Source organism: Neorhizobium petrolearium (assembly GCF_017873175.1).
Taxonomy (GTDB): domain Bacteria; phylum Pseudomonadota; class Alphaproteobacteria; order Rhizobiales; family Rhizobiaceae; genus Neorhizobium; species Neorhizobium petrolearium.
On the sequence record NZ_JAGGJW010000021.1, the window covers coordinates 16508 to 36881 of the forward strand.

Annotated in this window: 17 protein-coding genes; 10 read left to right on the forward strand and 7 right to left on the reverse strand. The window is 59.6% G+C overall.

The annotated features are described in order from the left end of the window. Positions 1-139: 139 nt before the first annotated feature. Positions 140-2107, reverse strand: coding sequence for a hydrolase (locus J2046_RS29690; protein WP_210057982.1), 1968 nt, complete (start codon positions 2105-2107; stop codon positions 140-142). Positions 2108-2397: 290 nt separating this feature from the next. Here J2046_RS29690 and J2046_RS29695 point away from each other — a divergent pair, with 290 nt between their 5' ends. Both J2046_RS29695 and J2046_RS29700 read left to right on the forward strand, forming a co-directional pair. Then, positions 2398-3723, forward strand: a complete 1326-nt coding sequence (locus J2046_RS29695) for an FAD-dependent oxidoreductase (RefSeq protein ID WP_210057983.1) — start codon at positions 2398-2400, stop codon at positions 3721-3723. Positions 3724-3831: 108 nt separating this feature from the next. Next, complete coding sequence (locus J2046_RS29700; RefSeq protein ID WP_210057986.1) at positions 3832-4902, forward strand: glycosyltransferase family 4 protein; 1071 nt, start codon at positions 3832-3834, stop codon at positions 4900-4902. 42 nt (positions 4903-4944) lie between these two features. On the opposite strand, the gene J2046_RS29705 is transcribed toward J2046_RS29700, so the two are convergent. Next, complete coding sequence (locus J2046_RS29705) at positions 4945-5967, reverse strand: glycosyltransferase family 2 protein (RefSeq protein WP_325169803.1); 1023 nt, start codon at positions 5965-5967, stop codon at positions 4945-4947. A 355-nt stretch (positions 5968-6322) separates the two neighbouring features. Between J2046_RS29705 and J2046_RS29710 the strand changes: the two genes are divergently transcribed. From J2046_RS29710 to J2046_RS34180, 6 genes are all read left to right on the forward strand, one after another. Continuing rightward, entirely contained in the window at positions 6323-7477 is a 1155-nt protein-coding gene (locus J2046_RS29710) for a glycosyltransferase (RefSeq protein WP_233470381.1), read from the forward strand. A 23-nt stretch (positions 7478-7500) separates the two neighbouring features. Further along, a complete protein-coding gene (locus J2046_RS29715) occupies positions 7501-8430 on the forward strand; it encodes a glycoside hydrolase family 16 protein (protein ID WP_210057989.1) in 930 nt (309 codons plus the stop codon). A 131-nt stretch (positions 8431-8561) separates the two neighbouring features. Beyond that, positions 8562-9599, forward strand: coding sequence for an NAD-dependent epimerase/dehydratase family protein (locus J2046_RS29720; RefSeq protein WP_210057990.1), 1038 nt, complete (start codon positions 8562-8564; stop codon positions 9597-9599). Beyond that, on the forward strand, positions 9596-11668 hold the full coding sequence (locus J2046_RS29725; protein WP_210057992.1) for an acyltransferase family protein: 2073 nt from the start codon (positions 9596-9598) through the stop codon (positions 11666-11668). Before J2046_RS29720 ends, J2046_RS29725 begins: the two co-directional genes overlap by 4 nt. A 16-nt stretch (positions 11669-11684) precedes the next feature. Next, the gene (locus J2046_RS29730) at positions 11685-11927 is read left to right on the forward strand and encodes a DUF6894 family protein (protein ID WP_210057994.1); all 243 of its coding nucleotides are present in this window, start codon (positions 11685-11687) and stop codon (positions 11925-11927) included. Between the two features lie 163 nt (positions 11928-12090). Continuing rightward, positions 12091-12213, forward strand: coding sequence for a hypothetical protein (locus J2046_RS34180; RefSeq protein WP_267950879.1), 123 nt, complete (start codon positions 12091-12093; stop codon positions 12211-12213). A gap of 181 nt (positions 12214-12394) precedes the next feature. Here J2046_RS34180 and J2046_RS29735 read toward each other — a convergent pair whose 3' ends face one another. The 5 genes from J2046_RS29735 to J2046_RS29755 are packed head-to-tail and all read right to left on the reverse strand — an operon-like array spanning position 12395 to position 17556. Further along, positions 12395-13213, reverse strand: coding sequence for a sugar phosphate isomerase/epimerase family protein (locus J2046_RS29735; RefSeq protein ID WP_233470382.1), 819 nt, complete (start codon positions 13211-13213; stop codon positions 12395-12397). A gap of 2 nt (positions 13214-13215) precedes the next feature. Beyond that, positions 13216-13827 (reverse strand): NIPSNAP family protein, encoded by a 612-nt coding sequence (locus tag J2046_RS29740; RefSeq protein WP_210057999.1) that lies wholly within the window; start codon positions 13825-13827, stop codon positions 13216-13218. Continuing rightward, complete coding sequence (locus J2046_RS29745) at positions 13824-15566, reverse strand: FAD-dependent oxidoreductase (RefSeq protein WP_210058001.1); 1743 nt, start codon at positions 15564-15566, stop codon at positions 13824-13826. The genes J2046_RS29740 and J2046_RS29745 overlap by 4 nt, the downstream gene beginning before the upstream one ends. Before the next feature lie 59 nt (positions 15567-15625). Further along, a complete protein-coding gene (locus J2046_RS29750) occupies positions 15626-16462 on the reverse strand; it encodes an IclR family transcriptional regulator (protein ID WP_210058003.1) in 837 nt (278 codons plus the stop codon). Further along, positions 16459-17556: a Gfo/Idh/MocA family protein gene (locus tag J2046_RS29755; RefSeq protein WP_210058005.1), complete on the reverse strand. Its 1098-nt coding sequence runs from the start codon at positions 17554-17556 to the stop codon at positions 16459-16461. The genes J2046_RS29750 and J2046_RS29755 overlap by 4 nt, the downstream gene beginning before the upstream one ends. A 142-nt stretch (positions 17557-17698) precedes the next feature. Here J2046_RS29755 and J2046_RS29760 point away from each other — a divergent pair, with 142 nt between their 5' ends. Beyond that, positions 17699-19429: an FAD-dependent oxidoreductase gene (locus J2046_RS29760; protein ID WP_210058007.1), complete on the forward strand. Its 1731-nt coding sequence runs from the start codon at positions 17699-17701 to the stop codon at positions 19427-19429. Further along, positions 19426-20310 carry an NAD-dependent epimerase/dehydratase family protein gene (locus J2046_RS29765; protein WP_210058009.1) on the forward strand — a complete coding sequence of 295 codons (885 nt, stop codon included), beginning with the start codon at positions 19426-19428 and terminating at the stop codon, positions 20308-20310. The genes J2046_RS29760 and J2046_RS29765 overlap by 4 nt, the downstream gene beginning before the upstream one ends. The last annotated feature ends 64 nt before the right edge of the window (positions 20311-20374 follow it).

Here is a 20374-nt window from a genome sequence, read left to right on the forward strand (position 1 = left end):
CAGACCGGGGCGACGGCTGCTTGCCGGTCGCAGCGTGGGCATCACCACGTTGCGCCGATCGCTCCAAAATCCTCCCTTGAATGAATCCTGCCCCCGCGTGTATCCGTTGCCGGCTTTCAAAAGACGCTCCTCGACGCCTTCATCTATTGAGCCGTTCCGACACCCCCCGCACGATGTGGACAAGCTCTAGCGCGGGCAAGAGCGCTGATTTCAGGCGGGGAAAATCGCGAGCGATCGCCCCTTCCCGCCACAGCTGGGACTTGAGCGATGTCACCCTTCGGGCGAAATCAGGAGCATCGGAGCGATGAAGGACGTGGACGCTTTCAGGTCGGCCAAAGTCGACTGACCGTGCGCCGACGGCCAGTGCCTGCATATCGAAAGCGCCGGGATAGGTTATCGCCCGTTTCAGATGGGGCCAGGCGATGTCAACATCGCGCATGACCTGCGATCCTGTCCGCAGTCGATCGATATACTGCAAAACCCCTGTTAGCAGCAGGTTTCCGGCGGCTGCATCGAGTGTGCCATAAGCCGTCTCGCCAGCATTGCTGCGAACGCTGCCGTCGTCCGCTTCGCTAAACTGACGAACGGAAGGGATCGCCGGTTCGAACAGGCTTTCGATGATCTGCCAGTAACGCAGGACGACCGTCTCCACCTTCAGGGGATTGTAAAGATTGTTCTCGACCACCAAACCTGAGACCTGGTGGAAATGCTCTTCGCTGAGACCCTTGTAGTTAGACCGGGCAAACTGGATCGTCTCGAACGTTCGTTCAGGCAGGCCCGCGGCCAGGAGCCGCTGGGTGCTGCCATAAAGTCCGGTATCGCAAAGGACGATGCGCGAGGCGTCGCCGGCAATGGTCTTCAGATGGCGCTCGAAGAGCTCGCTTTGTCCGGCGACGTCATTAAGGATCACGCGACCTTCAGGCGTCTCCAGCATGGAAAAGAAGCGATGCGCCTTAAACCTCCCCTGCCAGACTGCCGGAAGCTCGTAACGCCTGTTGCCGAGAGCGTTGGCCACGTCTGCAAAGCTTCTCGTTTCAAATTCCCGACCAAGTTCGTCAAGCACAGCGGGGCTGCGCCTTATCAACGCCACACGCGCAGCAACCAGGCGGGAAACCATGATGTTCTCGCGCCGGATCCCAAGTGGCAGGTCAAGCCTGACGAGCAGGCGCTCAAACGCCTCCCGGATGCCAAGCCCTCCCCGCGCGCAAAACAGCAACGTGGCGTCGCCCGGCGCCTCTGCCTGAGATGCATAAAGCCAGATGTTCAAACAGAACTGCGCGACGATCGGCCCGAACACTTCGCGACCAAACGCCGTTCGGTCGTCAAGATCGGGCACACGGCCGTCCGACCTTGCCAGGTGACGGCGCACGCTTCTCATGGTTTCCATTCGCGCTCCGTCGGCACGGGCGGCCCATCGCTTGAAGCGCCCTTTGGGCAGATGCATCGCACTGATCCCCATCCTTTTGGGAACCTCATAATCGGCAATGTAGTCGTCGCCGATGTGCAGCATCTTGTCTGGCGCAGTCTTCTCCTGCGAAAGGACGACCGAGAACAGGCTGCCGTGTCGCTTGCTGGCCCCGACTTCCGCGCTTGAGTAGATTTTGTCGATCAGACCAGGCCCGTGAAAATAATCGATCAGTTCTTTCAACAAAGCGGTCGGCAATCCGGTGTCGGAAACCGCCACGACACGAATTCCCGCTTTGCGCTGCTGTCGCAGCATCTTCGCCAATTCCCCATTGGCAGACAAAGACGCCTTCTCGATCATGATTTCGAGGGCCAGGCGCTTCTCGACCATGGATTCGGGAAGGCCGAGCATGATCAATTGGCGGGTGACAATGTCGAAGAGCTTCACTTCCCCAACGCCGCCGCCGACATTCAGTGCGCGATAGGCAAGCTTTTCGGCGAGCTGCCTGGCTCGGAACAGATGCTCGGCGCCAATGCGATAGCCTTGCTGGCACAAGAACTGCGCAAATCTTCGCTCTCCCTCCATGATCCGCGACCGCTGGGACAGCGGCTGACGCAGCAGCAGGGTGTCGAACACGTCCGTGGAAATAAGACCAATACCCTCCAAGGGCTGATCAATGTGGTCGAACCTTTGCCTCAGCACTGAATAACCCCTTCGCCGTCGATTAATTTCGCCCCAATCTCGACCAACGACGCGCATCGTCGAGAGGCAGCAAAAGCAGGATCAGTGAATTCACATTTGGCGAAACGGTAGCAGCGTCAAATCACAAGAGGCAAGTTAAAACTGAAATCTTTCGGCTTTATTCCGGTTGCCGTTGCAAAAAATACTCATACACAGATATTTATAAGGTATTGTTTTTGCGGGATCGACTCCTTTCCATACCGATAATACTATCTAAACCAGTTACTGTATCGGATAAATGGAGCGTTTGGATGAATGACGCAAAACCGCATATCATGCCCGTTTCTTCGATACAGTATTTTGACGTCGTCGTCATTGGATCAGGAATTTCAGGACTTGTTAGTGCGTCAATATTATCAAGAAAAGGTGACCGAGTTGCTGTCGTTGATGATTATGACCATGTGGGAGGAAACCACATAGACTGGTCATCTCCAGAGGGGTATACATTCGATATTGGCAGTTTGATCTTCCAGGACGATTCCCCTTTGCTGCGGCATTTCCCGGAGCTGCTGGCGCATTACATCCCGATCAATCCCAGCTGGGGCAGGCTCAACCCGCAGGGCAAAATTACCGATTATCCGATCTCGATCCGGGACGATATTGTTGGGGCCGGCCCTATCGGTTTGCTGCGCATCTTCGGCTCGGTGCTTTATGCACGCCTGTTTTGCAGGCGACTGGACAGTGCGAGGGATTTCGCGCGCTTTTGGGTCGGCGGATATCTGCTTCATCGTTCCGGGCTGGAAACCTATATGCGACGTTTCTACGGGATTTCTCCCGACAAGGTCGATCTTGAACTCGCCCGCAAGCGCATGCTGTGGATTGCAGAATATGCCTCGTTGACGAACCTGATCAGGCTCGCCTTCAAACGCAAGAAAAGCAAGGGGCGGAAAAACCGACAGATGGCCCGGCCCAAGGAGGGATACGCCGCCCTCTATCAGCCCGCGGTCGAGACACTTCAAAACGCAGGGGTCGCCTTTAAGCTGTCGGCATCCATGAAGAGCATTCGCAAGAGCCCCTTCGGATTTGAGCTCTGCCTGGCAGATGGCACCATCGCATCCAACCGGATCATCTCGACCGTACCGATCGAAGTCGCCGAGAAACTGTGCGGCATCTCCCCCAGCTGCAGCCTCACGACCATCACGCTCATCTCGCTTTACTTCAGCTTTTCCGGCGATCGCGGCTTTGAGCGACCCATCATCTACAACTTTTCGCATGAAGGTTCGTGGAAGCGACTGACCGTTTATTCGGACTTTTATGGGCGGGTCATGGATCGGGAATATTTTGCCGTAGAGGTGATCGCCGGCACCGTCGCGTCGACCGAGCAAGCGGAAGCCGATTTCCGTCGCCATGTCGCTTCCAATCGCATGTTCCGGGGAGATCTGAAACTGGAAGGCAGCCAGACGCTGACAAATGCCTATCCAATCTACAGCAAAGGCGCGGCCGATGACGCCGCTGATGCCATCGTGAGACTGCGGGATTTTGGGATTGAATCATTGGGTCGCCAGGGGGCCTTCAACTATCAACCAACGGCCAGGGTTTCCACGATCGACGTCGAGACGGCGATCGGGAAGCATTGATTGCGATTGCTTAAGCCGGAACGCTGCGCTTTTCACCTGCAAGAGGGCGCGCTCTGAAGCACAATTTTACCACCGTGTCTTGACGGATCAGGCGGCGAGAGGTCGAACATGCGCATATTGCATATCCTCAATCATACGCGGCGTCTCAACGGCAATGTCCATGCAGCGGTGGATCTTGCCTGCGCCCAAGTCAGGCTCGGCCACCAGGTCTACATGGCAAGCGGAGGTGGCGATTTCGATCACCTTTTACAGGCCCACGGGATAACGACACTCCTGGTCGACCATGAAAGAAAACCCTCCAGGCTTGCCAGATCCCTGATCCGACTGAACGGCCACATCCGGAAGTTCGAGGTCGACATCGTTCACGCGCATATGATGACCAGCGCCGTTCTTGCCTTTCCGATCTGCAAGCTCAAGGGCATCCCTCTGGTGACCACGGTGCACAACGAGTTCGAAAAGAGTGCGACGCTGATGGGCCTCGGCACTCGCGTTATCGCCGTCAGCGATGTCGTCGGCCGCTCGATGAGGCGACGTGGCGTGGCGGCGTCAAAGCTGAAGGTCGTGCTCAATGGAACGATTGGATCAAGCCGCATGGAAGGACGCAGCGGCGAGCCCAAAGCGCTGAAATCGCCATCCGTCCTGTTCGTCGGCGGGCTGCATCCGCGCAAGGGGCTGCCGGATCTGTTTGAGGCATTTGACCTCGTGCACGAGGAACTCCCTGGCGCGCACCTTTACATCGTCGGAAACGGGCCCCATCGCGACCAGTATACGGAGCTTGTAGCCTCTTTGAAATGCGCCCCCGCCGTCACGTTCGCCGGCTCGATCAGCGACCCCTACCCCTACATGCTGGCGGCCGACATTTTTGTCCTGCCATCGCATGCCGATCCAGCACCTTTGGTATTGTCGGAAGCGCGGGAGGCCGGATGCGCAATCGTCGCAACAGCGGTGGATGGTATTCCGCAACTGCTCGAGCATGGCGAGGCGGGAATTCTCGTGCCGCCGCACGATCCATCGGCCCTGGCCAAGATGTTGATCCACCTTTTGAAGTCGCCGAAGCAGATCAGTGCCTGGAAGGAGAAGAGCCAGTTGAGGATCGAGTACCTGACGATTGATCGGGTGGCCAGGGAAACGATGGACGTCTATCGATCAGCAATCCCAAGCGGGAAAATGGGCGTGTGAACGCATGGCCGTGCGTCAGCTTCATCCCGGGCGCACATGCCGTCAGACGTAAAGAACGCGCTTCAGCTGCGATCGCAGGTGCTGTGATCGAGAAGGATCGATGCGGATCGCCGCCATATGCCTAGCCATCTTATTTGGCAAGACGAAGAGCGCGATAGCAAACAGCAACAGTGCAAGGCGCTTCTTGCCGGTGTTTTCGCGCATCACAGCCCCGATATAGGCCGATAGCTGGCTTAAGGCAGGCCGCTTGCCGTCAACCACCACGCTCATCGCCTTGAGCTCCATCACATAGGCATAATCGTTGCGAACTTCGATTTTTTCAGCTGCTGCGCACCGCTCCTGGACGAGCTGCGACAGATGATGCAGGCGTCCCAAGAAGCGGTCTATATAGCCTTTCATGCGGCTTGAAGTGAGGACGGAAAAAGAGGACTGGTTGGAATTGTGGATCCGGTACTTTCCAAGGACCTTATCGATCGACACGACACGCCCGACGAACGGGGCCAAGAGGTATGAGACGCCGTCTATGCCGCGTTCGTAGTTCATTTCGCCAAGACCTTCATAGACGTCACGCCGATAGATATTTCCCGAGGTTGGCGGGGTATTATAATACCCTCTCTTACGGATCGACTGGATAAGGGGGCCGGAGTCCTCCGATGACTGAAGCGTGGGAAAGGCGTTGCCGATCGGATCGCCGTTCTGATCGATCGGAAGAAGCATGAACTGGATCTTCGACACGTCGGGGCGCAGATATTGGGCAACTTGCGCAATGGCACCGTCGGCAATGACGTCGTCGGCATCCAGAAAATAGACAAAATCGCCTTTCGACAAGGACAGACCGGTCAAAGATGTCTTGAGCTGACCGCGATTTTCCGTTCGCAAAGCGACGATCCGATCTTTGAATTCCTGGATCTTTTCCCAGGATCGATCGGTAGATCCGTCATCCACTACTACAATTTCAAGCCCTTCGTAGTCTTGCGAAATAACGCTTTTGATGCAATCGCCTATATAACGCTCATAATTATAACAAGTGATGATAACGCTCAGAATTGGTTGGTTAATTTTCACCTTGCAAACCTTATCTACAAAGTTTATGTTGCATAGCAGCATAGCAAGTGAATTCTCGTCCGTCTACAAGAATGGATTAGTAACCGCCAGCGCATGTAACTCATTTTGATAAGATCCAGCATCGTCGAATCGGTGAGAAATATTCGGCGATCAAACAGCAATGTCTTGAAGAAATATCCTGAGATTCGACCTGAATACATTGCGGAAATCTTTAACCAGACAACCGCATCAGGCGAGAGCTGTGCCTAAACACGTGAACAGGTGGCTGTCACTTCGCCAAAAGGCAGGCACAGCAACCAGAAACTGATCGCTCTCGACAGAGATTTGTCACCTAAGGGCCGGAGGACGTGGACGAATGAAAATGACGGACGGCAAGCCGCGCAAGGGCGATGGGCTTCATCCGAGCCGCCGCCTTAAGATCCTTTATATTCAGCCCGGCACGAAGTCTTTTGCGGGGATTGAACGTGTGGTGGATGCCGTCTGCTCCATGCTGGCTGACAAATATGCCGAGGATTTCGACATCGACGTGCTGTACACGTCCGTCCATAAAAACCGCCCGGCGGAGCCGCGAAAATACAGCGTTATTGATCGGGCGGTAAAGACCCGGTTCGAGTTGATGCGGACCTTCCGAAGCGTCGTCAAGGCGAAGGATTATGCGCTCGTGGTGGTGCCGCAGATCGAACCGACGGTGATCTGCATGGCCGCATGCCTCGGCCTTGATCGTCGTTTTGCGATCCACTTGCATGGTAATCCCGGCCGAGAGCGCAGCCACGTCAAGGCGAAGATACTGTTCTTCTTGATGCGCATCTATTTCCTGAGGAAAGTATCCTATGTCTTTGGGACGTCACCGAAACAGCTGGACGCCTTTAAGGGGATGTTCCACAGCAAGGTGCCACAGGTTTGGGTTCCAAATCCCGTCAGGAGGTTCGACTTTTTCAGCAAGGGAGAAGCCGGCGACGAAGCGGCGGTCACGTTCGTGAATGTCGGACGGTTCGCCTTCCAAAAGGGACAGGATATCCTTCTTCGTGCCTTTGCCGAACTCGTCAAAGTCCGCCCGAACGCGAAGTTGAAGATCGTCGGATATGGCGCCGGCGAAACCGCTCTTCGCGCCGAGATCGATCGGCTGGGTCTTTCCGACGCGGTCTCGATTGAGCATCATCCCGTCAACCCCCAGCCCGCACTTGCCAACAGCGATATCTACGTGTCGACGTCGCGATGGGAAGGCTGGTCGCTGGCCATATGCGAAGCATTGCGATTTGGGCTGCCGGTCATTGCGACAGATTGCGAGTTCGGGCCAAGCGACATACTCGTGGATGAGCGTCTCGGCCGGCTTGTACCGGTTAGCGGCGGAGAACCGCTTGTAAGCGCCATGGCCTACTATTGCGACAACCTGGCTTCGGAACGCCTCCACAGCGATTTCCGCAAGGGCTTCATTGATCGATACAGCCCCGAGCGAGTGGTGGATCTTCACGCCGATGCGCTGCGGGTTGCTGCACGAGAACTTTTGTAACCACCGTCCCACGGAAGGGTGCCATGATGTCTTCATTGTCGCGGCGCGGCCTCCTGAAAGGCTGCGCTGGAGCCTTTGGGCTGACTTTTTCCTCTCATCGAAGCTCGGCCACCACGTTGTTTGGCGACGATCCCACGCTTGGCCGCGAAGTCGTCTTCGAAGACCGGTTCCACACACTGGACTGGTCGGTTTGGGATGCGGGTCCGAAAGCGACCACATCCGATACCGGTTTTTATGGGCGGTCCGCTTTCGCCAAAAAGGACGGGGAAGAAGGCTTCAACCCCTATGCGATTGTTGACGACCCCATGGCAGAGGACGGGAAAGCTCTACAGATCTCCGCCCGCTACATAGGAAAGCCGATGAATGTGCGAAAATACTACGGAAATACATTGCCTGAATTTCAGTGGATTTCCGGCAATATTCAGACAGCCAGGAAAGACGGCACGATCCTCAAAGGATGGCGCAAAGGTTACTTTGAGGCACGGATGCTCTTTCCCCGGCATCCCATCACCTGGCCGGCATTCTGGATGCTGAACGGGCGAAGCATTCTGCAGCCCAAGACCAGCATCGAGCTGGACATCGTGGAGCACAAAGGTTGGGAGCCTACGCTGTATGGCACGTATCTTCACGAATGGGGTCAGCCGGGTCAAAACAGCGAAAGCACCGGTGTCGAAACACCGGTTGACATGACGAAAGGCTATCACCGCTACGGCATGCTTGTCGATGATAGCCGCTGCATCCCCTACTTCGAGCGCAGGCCGGTTGTCGATCGAAGGACGGGAAGACCTGCAGACTGGCCGATTACCCGCTCACGTCAGCTGGACGACGACGGCGATGTCTTCTGGCCGCTGCTGACCCTGGCGCTGCGCACCGACGTGCCGTTCCCGCGACCGCTGCGGTCTGAGGACCGGTCGACCCACATGCGCGTCGACTACTTCAAGGTCTTTTCCTAGAAAAACGGAGGTCAGTCTGTATCGCGGACAACAGGTTCGCCCGATGGTTCCGCCACAAGCCTAGCCCATCAATGAACTTGCCAAGAAGAGCTTTAGCTATCCCGGCACAAAAGGACATCAGAGGCAATAGGATGCGATACTTTATCACGAGCACCGCCGGTTTCATCGGCTTCCATCTTGCTCGACGGCTGCTGCAGGACGGACATACGGTCACGGGCCTCGACGGCATGACCCATTACTACAACATCAAGCTGAAGCAGATGCGGCATGCGGCCCTGGCGCAGTTTTCGGCATTCCAACCGGTCATCGCCATGCTAGAGGACCGCGAAGCTGTGGAGAAGGCCATCGCAGAAGCCGACGCGGATGTGATCATACACCTGGCAGCGCAGGCCGGCGTTCGCTACAGCCTGGAAAACCCCAAAGCTTATCTATCGTCGAATATCGAGGGGTCCTGGAATATTCTGGAGATTGCCAGACAGGTCGGGATCGGCCACCTCATGCTTGCTTCCACCTCGTCGATCTATGGCGCAAATGCGTCCATCCCGTTTCGCGAAACGGACCGCGCCGACGAGCCGTTGACGTTCTACGCGGCCACGAAGAAGTCGATGGAACTGATGGCCCACAGCTATTCGCATCTCTACAAGATACCGACGACTGCCTTCCGCTTCTTTACCGTCTATGGGCCTTGGGGCAGACCGGACATGGCGCTCTTCAAGTTCGTCAAGAACATCCTGGAAGACCAGCCAATCGAGATATACGGCGAAGGCGCAATGAGCCGTGACTTCACCTATATCGACGATCTGGTGGAAGCTGTGGTTCGCCTCTCGAAAATCGTCCCGTCAGAACCAAGCCGCATCGCGGACGCCCGCGTCGAAACACTGTCTCATCAGGCACCCTTCCGGATCATCAATATCGGGGGCGGTCAGCCGCAAACCCTGATGACGTTCGTGGAGACGGTCGAAAAATCCCTGGGTCGCACCGCGAGGCGAAAACTCCTCCCGATGCAGAAAGGCGATGTACCGCATACGTTTGCCAGCCCTGATCTGCTTTATGCGCTGACCGGCTACAAACCGGATACGACGCTTGATGTCGGCGTCGAGGCCTTTGTCAGCTGGTATCTTGAAGCATGCGATGAGCTCAACACTGCTCCAAAGGAGCTCGTTGCATGAGCTATAGACCGGAAATCGATGGGCTTAGGGCTGTCGCTGTTGTTTCGGTGCTGCTGTATCACGCCGGCATATGGCCCTTCACGGGTGGCTACGTCGGGGTAGACGTCTTTTTTGTGATCAGCGGATACCTGATTTCAGGGATCATCCTGAGAGAAGTTCACGACGGGCTCTTCTCGGTGGTAGGCTTCTATAATCGTCGCATTCGGCGCATCTACCCGGCTCTGCTTGCGACCATCATCGTGAGTACCGTCCTTTCGGCCTTCACGCTTTATGCCGACGACTTCAAGGATTTCGGTCAGAGCGTGGTCGCGACGCTGACCTTTTCATCGAATCTGCTCTTCTGGTTTGAAACGGATTATTTTGCCCCGAACGCGGAACTGAAACCGCTGCTCCACACCTGGTCTCTCGCGGTCGAGGAGCAATTCTATGTCCTGTTTCCGCTGCTGCTGATCTTGACGAAGCGCTGGAGTTTTTCCGCCACCTTCTTCATTCTTTCATCGCTGACGCTCGCAAGCTTTTGCGCTGCGCAATATGTTTCAACGACATTTCCCGTAAGCGGGTTCTTTCTTCTACCGTTTCGGATGTGGGAACTGCTGGCCGGCGCCTTGCTCGCGCTTTATGAAACAAGATATCCCCGCCTCAAGGGCGGCATCGCGTCGCTCGGCGCGGTTTTGGGACTACTCCTCATCGTCTATGCCGTGCTCCGGCTGAACCAAGAAACGCCGTTTCCCGGGGTTTTCGCGCTGATACCCGTGTGCGGATCAGTGCTTGTCATCCGGTATGCGCATTCCTCGACCCCCGTGGGTCGGCTTCTGTCGTCCAGGCCAGCTGTTGGCATCGGACTGATCAGCTACAGCCTGTATCTTGTCCATCAACCGATCTTTGCGCTTTACCGATATGCACGACCGGCCGAGCCCTCATGGCCGGAAATGCTCGGGCTGATTTCTTTGAGCATTCTTCTGGCCGCACTTTCCTGGAAATTTGTTGAACAACCGGTCAGAAAGGCGAGCTTCAGTTCGCGCAAAGTGTTTGCCGGTGCGACATTCGGCAGTTTGATCCTGATCTGCGTTGGTGCCGTCATTCACGTCAAGTCAGGGTTTCCGGCCTGGACCCTGGCGCGGCTTTCGCCGGAGCAAGCTGTCGTCTATCGAAATCTGTTGACTGAAAAGAGACGCGTCGACGAAATCGCCGATGGGAATAGGCTGACGGACTGCATTTTCCGCACAGCCGAGATGAACCAGGTGTTCAAGAACCAGTTCGCCGCCTGCGCAGCCCGTCATGGTCCGGCCCTGATGATCGTCGGGGACTCCCACGCGGGAAATCTCTTCGATGCCCTAGCTCCCATTTCGCAGCGCCCCTTTGTCGTTGGATTAAGCAAGGGCTTCTGCCGCGCCGTCGAAAGCAATCCCCAGTGCTTCTATGACACCCTGCTTGATTTCGCCGAGGAACATTCCTCATCAATTTCGCTCATCGTCTACATGCAGGCCGGCTTTTACCTGCTCGACGCCCCGGACGGCACGATCGGCAGCAGGGACATGTTCCACCGCTACGATGGACGCTCCTTCGATGCGAGCCGCCACCGCATAACCTTGACGCTCTCCTACCTGCGCAAGCTCTCCCTTCACACCCCGATGGTTTGGCTGGGACCATGGATCGATCCCCATGTCACACAGAACCAACTGGTCGCCAGAGGTTGCGATGGACTGGCAGCTCTCCCAAATCCGTTCGTCATCCCCTCCTACAGACATCTCGATGAGATGGCCCGCGCCATGGCAGACCAACATCAGATCACCTACGTCTCCACGATCAGTGCTGTGAATTTCGACCCGCGCAACGACATTTTGGACTGCCGGCATGTCTATTTCATGGATGCAGACCACTGGAGCGAGGCCGGCGGAGCAAAATTCGGTCCATTGGTTTTGTCCGCACTTATTCGAACGCTGCCGGATTGGCTGAACCCACCGGATGCTAACCGAAAGAAAAGGGCACCGTTTTCGCGTCAAACGCGACGTACCGTTCCAACCCCGAGCACAAATGAGCCAACACGTGCGACTTTTTTTCTACCTTGAACTTGCTGGCAGTAGAATGGTCGACCCCTTGGGGGTCGAATGTGTGACGCTTGAAGCCGCGGTTGCGGACACGACCGCCGAAATCCGCGCGACGGTCGCCCAGCATCTCCTGCGCGGTGAGCCGCTGCCACTGATGAGGGTGAGTATCATGGACGACGCCGGTCGGCTGTTAACGAGCATATCTGTCGCGGATGCCTTGAAGGATGTTCTGCCGTCTTGCTTCGTCAGCCATGGCCAGATGCTCGAAATTCGGCATTAGGCGCCGCGCGAGCCGAATATGACAGACCTCTAATGCACACCAATTTGATGCCCAAGCGGATAAGGGTCAGGAGACGCAGATGTCGAGACGAATGAACACTTGCCGATCGGGCAAAACCACCGCTCGACGCAGACCACGAAAGCCGATCAAAAAGAAGATCGAGATGAGCGAGGTCACGATCGGTCAGCACATCACCCGTGATCGACCTATTGCGTCCACCGCGGAAAGTGGAGATCTGGTTATTCCTTTCAACCGTTTACCGATGGAGCTGGTTCGGGAAAAATGAGGCCGTTCCGACGATGAATGTCGGCGGCATTTGCCAAAGTCGAGCGCATGGCAGGCCGAAGAACATTCAAATGGGAAACACGGCCACGTTTCGGTGGTGAGGTCCAACGATCGATATACAAGCACTTATCCGGACTACCTTCGCCACCTTTGCCGGATGCGATGACGGCCGTACGCGGGGATCACATACGGCCTGATGCCCTCAATATTGCCCGAGTTGCAGCAATGGCCATTTCCGCCCGGCCGAGCGCATCGACCCGTTCAGCGAGCACCCGGTGCGGGATTTCGACGCTGACGGTCACGTCCACCGGGATAGCGCGGGCAAAGCCGACGAGATCGATGCCACCCTGTCCTGGGAACAGCCGCTCGCCCCGAGCGATGCGGATCAGCCCCTCATTGCTCGAATCGTAGGGCACAGCCCCGTCGCAGAACTGGACATAGTTGATCCGGCTCCGCGGCAGCGCCGCGATTTCCTCAAGCGTCGTGGCGGACCGGTCGTAATGCAACGCGTCGACCAGCACGCCGCCATTAGCATGGCCTGCCGCCTCGACGATGGAGAGCGCTGCCTTAAGATCCGGGACGGCGGTCCAGGGCATGAACTCCAGATCGGCGGTCAGGCGATGACGGCCGGCAAGCTCGCAGAAGCGGGCGAAGCTTTCGGTGAGCCGCGCCCGCTCGATATCGTCGCCGGCGACCAGCACATGCCGGGCGTTGAGCGCTTCGCAGCGTTCGCAGAAACGGGAAAAGAGATCCCAGTCGTTTTCGGCGTTGAGGCGGATGATCTCGACATCGCCAACCGAAACACCGGTGTCGGCGAGCGCCGAGCGCACCTCCTTCAGCACCTGTCCGTCTGTCAGGAGCGGATAAGACGGCTCGCCGCTTGCTGCGGCGGGCAGGATGCGTAGGCCGACCATCTGATAGCCGGCTTTGGCCGCGATGCGTACGGCTTCGACGGGACCGACCTCGAAGGTCGTGAGAAATGCGAGAGACAGCGCGTGCATGGTCATTTCAGCGGCGAGAAGGAAAGCGGCAGGGCGATCTGGCTGTTCATGTCGGGCGTCAGCCAGTCTGGCCCCCCCTTCGGCGGCCACTTGCCGTCGGCGACGGATTTCGCGCGCGCCTCCGAGCGGGCGGCAAGGCTTTCATAGGGCCATATCTGCGTCAGGCGTGGCTCGCCGTCGAGGCCGTACATGGCAATCGTCAGCTTGGAATAGGCCCGGCGCTGTGGCACGGCATCAGCCCATTTGTCCATGGTCGGCACGATGCCGTTGATCTTCGTGCGGTAAGTGCGGAATTCATAGATGGGACCGTGAGAACCGGGTTCGACCGGCGGCAAGAAATCCAGCGCGCGATAGCTCTGCATGTCCAGCGAAACCAGATGTTCGACGCAGCCGAAGGGATTGTCGCTCAGCAACGCGCGCTCGCGCTCGGCAAAAAGATCCTCGAGGTTATCGAAGGCGCGCAGCACGAACACGCGGTTTAGCGTGCCGATATCGGTGCCCCAGGCGCCGCAGAGTCGCCCCTTGCCTTGCTTCACCCAGGCCTCGATGGCGGGTGCTGCCTTGCCGGCGCCGAAAATCACCGTGTCGAGCGTTGCAAGTTCATAAAGGTTCATGCCGTTTCCTCCGTTGAAGTCGTTTCGATGCCCTCGACAGGCTGGCCGGCCAGAACGCGGCCGGCGATATATCCGAAGGTCATGCCCGGACCGAGCGTGATGCCGCCGGATGGATAATGTCCGCCCATGACCGAGGACATGTCGTTGCCGACGGCAAAAAGGCCGGGCACGGGCCTGCCGGCGCCGTTTAGCACCCGCGCGGCCGGATCGGTGATGAGCCCGGCGAAGGTACCGAGCGAACCGGGCACGATCTTCACCGCATAGAACGGTCCATGGTCGAGCGGCGCAAGCGACGGATTGGGGCCATGCCCGGCATCGCCCTGCACCCGGTTGTAGAGCGCGCGGCCACGATGGAAATCGGGGTCCTCGCCGCGCGCGGCATGGCGGTTGAAGGCTTGCACGGTCTTTTCGAGCGCCCCGCCGTCGATGCCGCAGGCGCGGGCGAGTTCACCAAGCGTCCGCCCGGTCTTGAGATAGCCGGACCGGATCGCGGGACCGACGGGAAAGGGAAAGGGCTTAGACCAGCCGAGGCCCCAGCGGCGTTGCGCTGTGTGGTCGGCGATCAGCCAGGCGACCGGCGGACGCCCGCAAGGCGTCGCCAGGATCAGCGCCTTCATGAAGTCGTGATAGCTGTCTGCCTCGCTGACGAAGCGCCGGCCTTCCGGCGTGACCGCGATGATGCCGGGCTTGGCGCGCTCCACGAGATGGGGGAAATTCGCGGACGTTCCATCGGGGCGCGGCACCACTGAGACCGGAGCGAGCGCCACCGACGAGGCGAGATCGTCCGCCACCGTGCCGCCGGCCTTTTCCCCGAGCCGCAGGCCATCACCGGTATTGCTGCGGGGGGCGGCGGAAAAATGTCCCTGCCCGCCGCCTGCCTGGGCGGCCAGCGCATCGAGCCGGGCGGGATCGTGCGGAAAGCCGCCGGTTGCCAGCACTACGCCGCGCGCCGCCTTTACCACGATATCGCCTCCAGGCGTTTGAAGACGCGCGCCGGTGACGCGATCACCTTCGCGGATGAGTTCGATCGCGGAGGCGCTATCGATCAGAGTGACGGAGAGATCGAGCGCGGAGCGCATCAGCCGGGCGACGAGCGCGTTGCCATTGACGAGATGCATGCCCCGGCCGTGGATGGCGAGGTCGCGGAAATGACGGGCAAGGCGCTTGACCGCATGCAGGGCCGAGCCGGGTTTGCGCGAGGCGTTGAAGAAATGTGTCATGTCCGCGCCGCTCGCGATCCCCATGCCGAAGGGGCTTGCGACATCGAGTGGCGGCCGCAGCTTCTTTACCCATTCGCCCAGTCCTCGCCCGTCGTAAGGCAGGGCCGAGACCGAGCGGCCACCCTTCGCCGCGCCGGCCGTCTCATGGAAATCCGGGACGCGATTGCCGTCGATCCAGCGGACGGCAGTGTTCTTGGCGAAGAAAGAGACCATCTCCGGTCCGTTGCTGAGAAAGGCGGAAAGACGAGGGTCGGAAGCGCGGTTTCCGAGCTCGTTGCGCAGATATTCCATCGGTCCTTCGGGCGCCTCTTCGATCCCTGCCGTCCGCGCCAGCGGATTGCGCGGGATCCACAGCCAGCCACCCGACCAGGCCGAGGTGCCGCCGAACACCGCTTCCTTCTCCGCCACGACGACCTTGAGGCCATAATGCGCGGCTGTCACCGCGGCGGCCAGTCCCGCCGCGCCCGAACCGATGACCAGTACATCGCACCCGAAGGTGCGTATCCATTGCCGTTCCATTCATCCCCGCTCGAGGGCACGCGGCGAAGGGACATCCCTGCGATGGAACGGCAGAACGCTTACGCGGACTTGCGATCCATCGGGGGAGCCGGTTCCACGGCCTTCACGATTGCTTGAAAATACTGCGACGCGGCGGCCGCCTCTCCCAGTTCTGTCGCCGATGCCTGAAGCGCCGGTGCCAGTTCCGCCATGCGCTCGGCCGTCATGCGCACCGCCGGACCGGCGATGGAAAGACAACCAAGAACAGGGCCGTTCGTGTGGTAGCGGACAGGCACCGCCATCGCGGCCATGCCCGCGATATAGCTGTCGACCGCCGTGGCGTAGCCGCGCGCGCGAGCTTCCACCAGTTGTTCGAGAAGCAGCGTCAGGCTTCGCGGCGCATTCGGCCCCGTGCCTTCCGCCTGCCGCAGCAGACCTTGCGCGGCCACCCGCGAAAGCGCCTCGTCGTCGCTCATTGTCGAGAGCCATGCCTTGCCGCCCGCGGAGCTGGCAAGGTGTACGACCACGCCCTGCTCCTGCCCCGGATCGTAGCGCAGCCCGCGGGTCGCGCCCTGCGCCACCGCCACCCAGATCAGCCGGTCACCATCGATCACCGAAAGGCGGATCAACTCGCCCGAACGTGCCGCCAGCGCATCCAGAACCGGCTGCGCGACATCGGTGATGCCGGCCCGGCCGAGGAAACCGAGCCCCATTGCAGGCAGCTTGATCGTCAGGGCGTAATCGCCCTGCGCCTGCACCTGCCGTACATAACCGAGGCGTCCCAGTTCCTGCAGCGTGCGATGCACGCCGCTGACGGGCTGGTCGGTTGCCAATGCGATGGCCGAGACGGGCAGCCCGGTCGGGTGATCGACAAGGAGTTCGATGATGGCGAGGGACTTTTCGAGAACACTGCTCATGGACCGCTTCCGTTGTTGAATACGGTTCCACTAATGCCATCCAGAGGCGAAAGGTCAACCGAAACCGCGTGTCCGGTTTCCGCCGCCATGCCGATCGCATCGAGTACAATGAGGTTTGCCGTCGCATCCCGCGCCGAGACGAGCGGGGCGCCGCCTTCGCGGATCAGGCCTGCGAAATGGGCAAGTTGGGCTTCATAGGGATCGGCGGGTTCGACGGCAAGCGTCGTCGGATGCAGCTTGCGCGTCCAGTCCGGTTCGCCTTCCGGCTCCCACAGCGTCAGGTCCGGCAGTGAAAGGCCGGCGCGACTGCCGGCGTAATGATGTGCGCTCACCGGATGGGCGGGAAAACGCACGATGTTTTCACCCGCCGACAGGTCCCAGGCCCAGGGGCCGGTCGCCGCATCCGAGATGCACAGCGTCGCAAGCCCGCCGCCGGCAAAGCTCAGGCAGACCGCTGCGGTATCCTCCACGCCAAACCCCCGCCGCCCGTTGCTGGCAATGGCCTGAACCTTGGAAATTTCGCCGAAAAAATGCCGGAGAAGGTCGATTTCGTGGACGAGATTGACGAGAAGCGGGCCACCGGTGCCGGGTGCGCGGCGCCATGCCGCCTCGAAATAGGATGCAGGCTTTGCCAGTGAACAGGTGACCGTGGCCATGACGAGATCGCCGATCCTGCCCGCCCGGATCGCCTCATGCGCCTTACGAGTGATCGGGTTATGCCGCCGGTGATGGCCGACGAGCAGGGGAACGCCGGTTTCCTCGGCAACCGCAATCAGTCGAAGTGCTGAGGCCAGGCTCTCCGCCACGGGTTTTTCCACAAGCACGGGCATTTTGGCCCGCAGCAGCGCTTCGGATATCGGAAGATGGGTCTCGTTTGGCGTTGCGACGATCGCGGCCTTAGCCACCCCCGAATCGATCAGGGTGGCGGCATTCGGGAAAACCGGCAGGCCAAGAGAGGTCGCAAGGCTTGCGCCCGAGGGCATCGGATCGACGATTGCGGACAGGCGAAATCTCGGCATGCGCGCCAGCGTATCGATGTGTGTACGGCCAATTGCGCCTGCGCCGATGACAGCGATGTCGATTGTCTGCGGCATTCGATACTCCCCGATCCTGTTTCGACGGATAGCAGACAGGAAAACAAAATGGAACATATTTTTATTCTTGAATCATTTTCCACTTTTTGCAATTGTCAGATCCAGAACGGCAGTTGTTTGGGATCTCGGGGAGGAGAACCGCATGCGAAAAGCGTTGGCTGAGGCCGGGCAGACCTATGATGTTGTCGTGCTCGGCGCAGGCGCTGGCGGCATGTCCGCCGCTGTCTTTGCAGCGCTTGAGGGCATGCGCGTCCTGCTGGTCGAGCGGACGGAATATCTCGGCGGCACGTCGGCTTTTTCGGCCGCGACCACATGGATACCGCTCACCCGCCATTCCCGCGCCATCGGCGCCGATGACAGCCGCGAAAAGGTCTCCGGTTTTCTCGACCGCGCGGTCGGAAACCGCAGCCCGAAGGTGCTGCGGGAGGCATTCCTCTCAGCGGGACCCGGGGTCGTGGAAACGCTTGAGACCAAGACAGACGTGCACTTCCGCCCTCGCCCTTTCCATCCGGACTATCTCCATGAACTGGAGGGTGCGACCTCGTTCGGCCGGGCGCTGGAACCCACGCCCTTCGAGGCTGGCCAGCTTGGGGCCGATCTGGTCCTCATCCGTCCGCCGATCCCCGAATTCACCATTCTCGGCGGCATGATGATCGACCGGGACGACATTGCCCACCTGATGAAGATGGGCAAGTCGCTAAAATCCGCCGTCTACTCGGCGCGACTGATCGGTCGTTACTATATCGGCAAGATGCGCCACGGCCGCGATCCCCGCCTGCTCATGGGCAATGCCCTGATCGGCCGGATGCTGCTGACCGCCAACAAGCTCGGCGTCGACATCCTGACCGAGACGGAAACGACGGCCTTCGTCACGAACAAGCATGGCGTGACGGGTATCACTCTGCGGCAGAGGGGCATCGACAAGCGGATCTCGGTAACGGGCGGCGTCGTGCTCGCCTCGGGTGGTTTTTCGCGCCACCCGAAGATGCGGACGCAAAAGCTGCCGCATCCCGTGCCGGAATTCAGCCCGTCCGCGCCAGGTCACACAGGCGCGCTGCACGATCTTGCTTTTGCCGCCGGCGCTCATCACGGAACCACGTCGGCCCAGCCATGCTTCTGGGCGCCGGTGTCGCATCGTCGTCGGCCGGATGGCTCCATGGCGGTCTTCCCGCATTTCGTCTTCGATCGGTCGAAGCCGGGCATCATTTCGGTGGGACGCGACGGGCGGCGCTTCGTCAACGAAAGCACCAGCTATCACCAATTCGTTTCGGCCATGTATGCGGCCAACAGCGACGGTAGCCATGTGCCGACCTATCTGATTGCTGATGCGAGGGCGCTGAAGACCTACGGCATGGGCATGATCCGGCCGGGCGGCGCCAACATCAAGCCCTACCTTGCCGACGGCTACCTGACGGAAGGCGCAACACTGGACGAACTGGCCCACAAGCTCGGCATCGATGCCAAAGGCCTGAAGGACAGTGTTTACCGCATGAACGCCTATGCGAAGACCGGCATCGACGCCGATTTCGCCCGCGGCACGACCGTTTATGAAAAGGCGAACGGCGACCCGACCCATGGGCCGAACCCGACGCTCGGCGCGCTCGAGACCGCACCGTATTATGCCGTGAAGCTCTGGCCGGGCGACATCGGCTCGGCGATGGGTCTGGTGGGCGACGAGAATGCCCGCCTTCTCAGGAGGGACGGTTCCGTCATCGAAGGTCTTTATGCCTGCGGCAACGATCTGCAGTCGATCATGGGTGGCGTCTATCCGGGTCCCGGCATCACCATCGGCCCGGCCATCGTTTTCGGCGCCATTGCGGCCCGCCATGCGGCGCAGCGTGCGGCGGCGGTCCGCCGGGGAGAAGCGGCATGAGCCGGATTCTCGTCACTGGCGGCGCGGGGTTCGTCGGCCTAAGGACGGTTGCAGCGCTGTTGAACGCCGGACATCAGGTGCGGATATTCGACCTTGCGCCACGTCCCGAGCTTCTGCCGCTGGCCGCAAATGTCGAGATCGTCTTCGGTGACATCACCGATGCAGAGGCCGTGTGCTCGGCGGCGAAGCAATGCAGCGGTATCGTCCATCTCGTCGGCCTGATGACGGTCGATTGCGCCCGCGATCCGGCGCTCGCCACGCGGGTCAACCTGATCGGCAGCATCAATGTCTTCGAGGCTGCGAAAGCGGCCCGGTTGCCGGTCGCCTATCTCAGCACGGCGGGTGTTTTCGGTCCCCAGGACGCGGTTCATCCGCGACCGATGACCGTCTATGGCGCAACCAAGCTCGCCGTCGAGGGCGTGGCACGGGCCTGGCATCTCGATTACGGCGTGCCGAGCCTCGGACTTCGCCCCTATATCGTCTACGGCCCCGGCATCAGCGCCGGCATCGCCGCGGGACCATCGATTGCGATTGCCGCGTCAGTGGCGCGAAAACCGGCGGAAATCCGTTTCTCCGGCCGTGTCGGCTTCGTCCATGTGGATGACGTGGCGCGCATGCTGACGGCGGCCATGACCAGGCCGCTGGAGGGCGCGACCGTTCTAACCATGGCGGGCGATACCGCCGAGATGGGCGATTTCGTCAGCGAACTCGCCCGCCAGACAGGCTGGAGCGGCATTACCGTCAGCGGAGAACCGCTGCGCATTCCCGCCGATCTGACTTCCGATCCGGTGCCGGCCTTCCTGGGAGCTCAACCGCCGACGCGAATTGCCGCGGGCATTGCGCAGACGCTGGCCGAGCTTTCGGCGAGGGCCGTTCAATGAAGAGTCCAATGTTTCAGCCCCATAATCCATTTCCCGGCCATGGGGATCGTGGTTCTGTCTACAA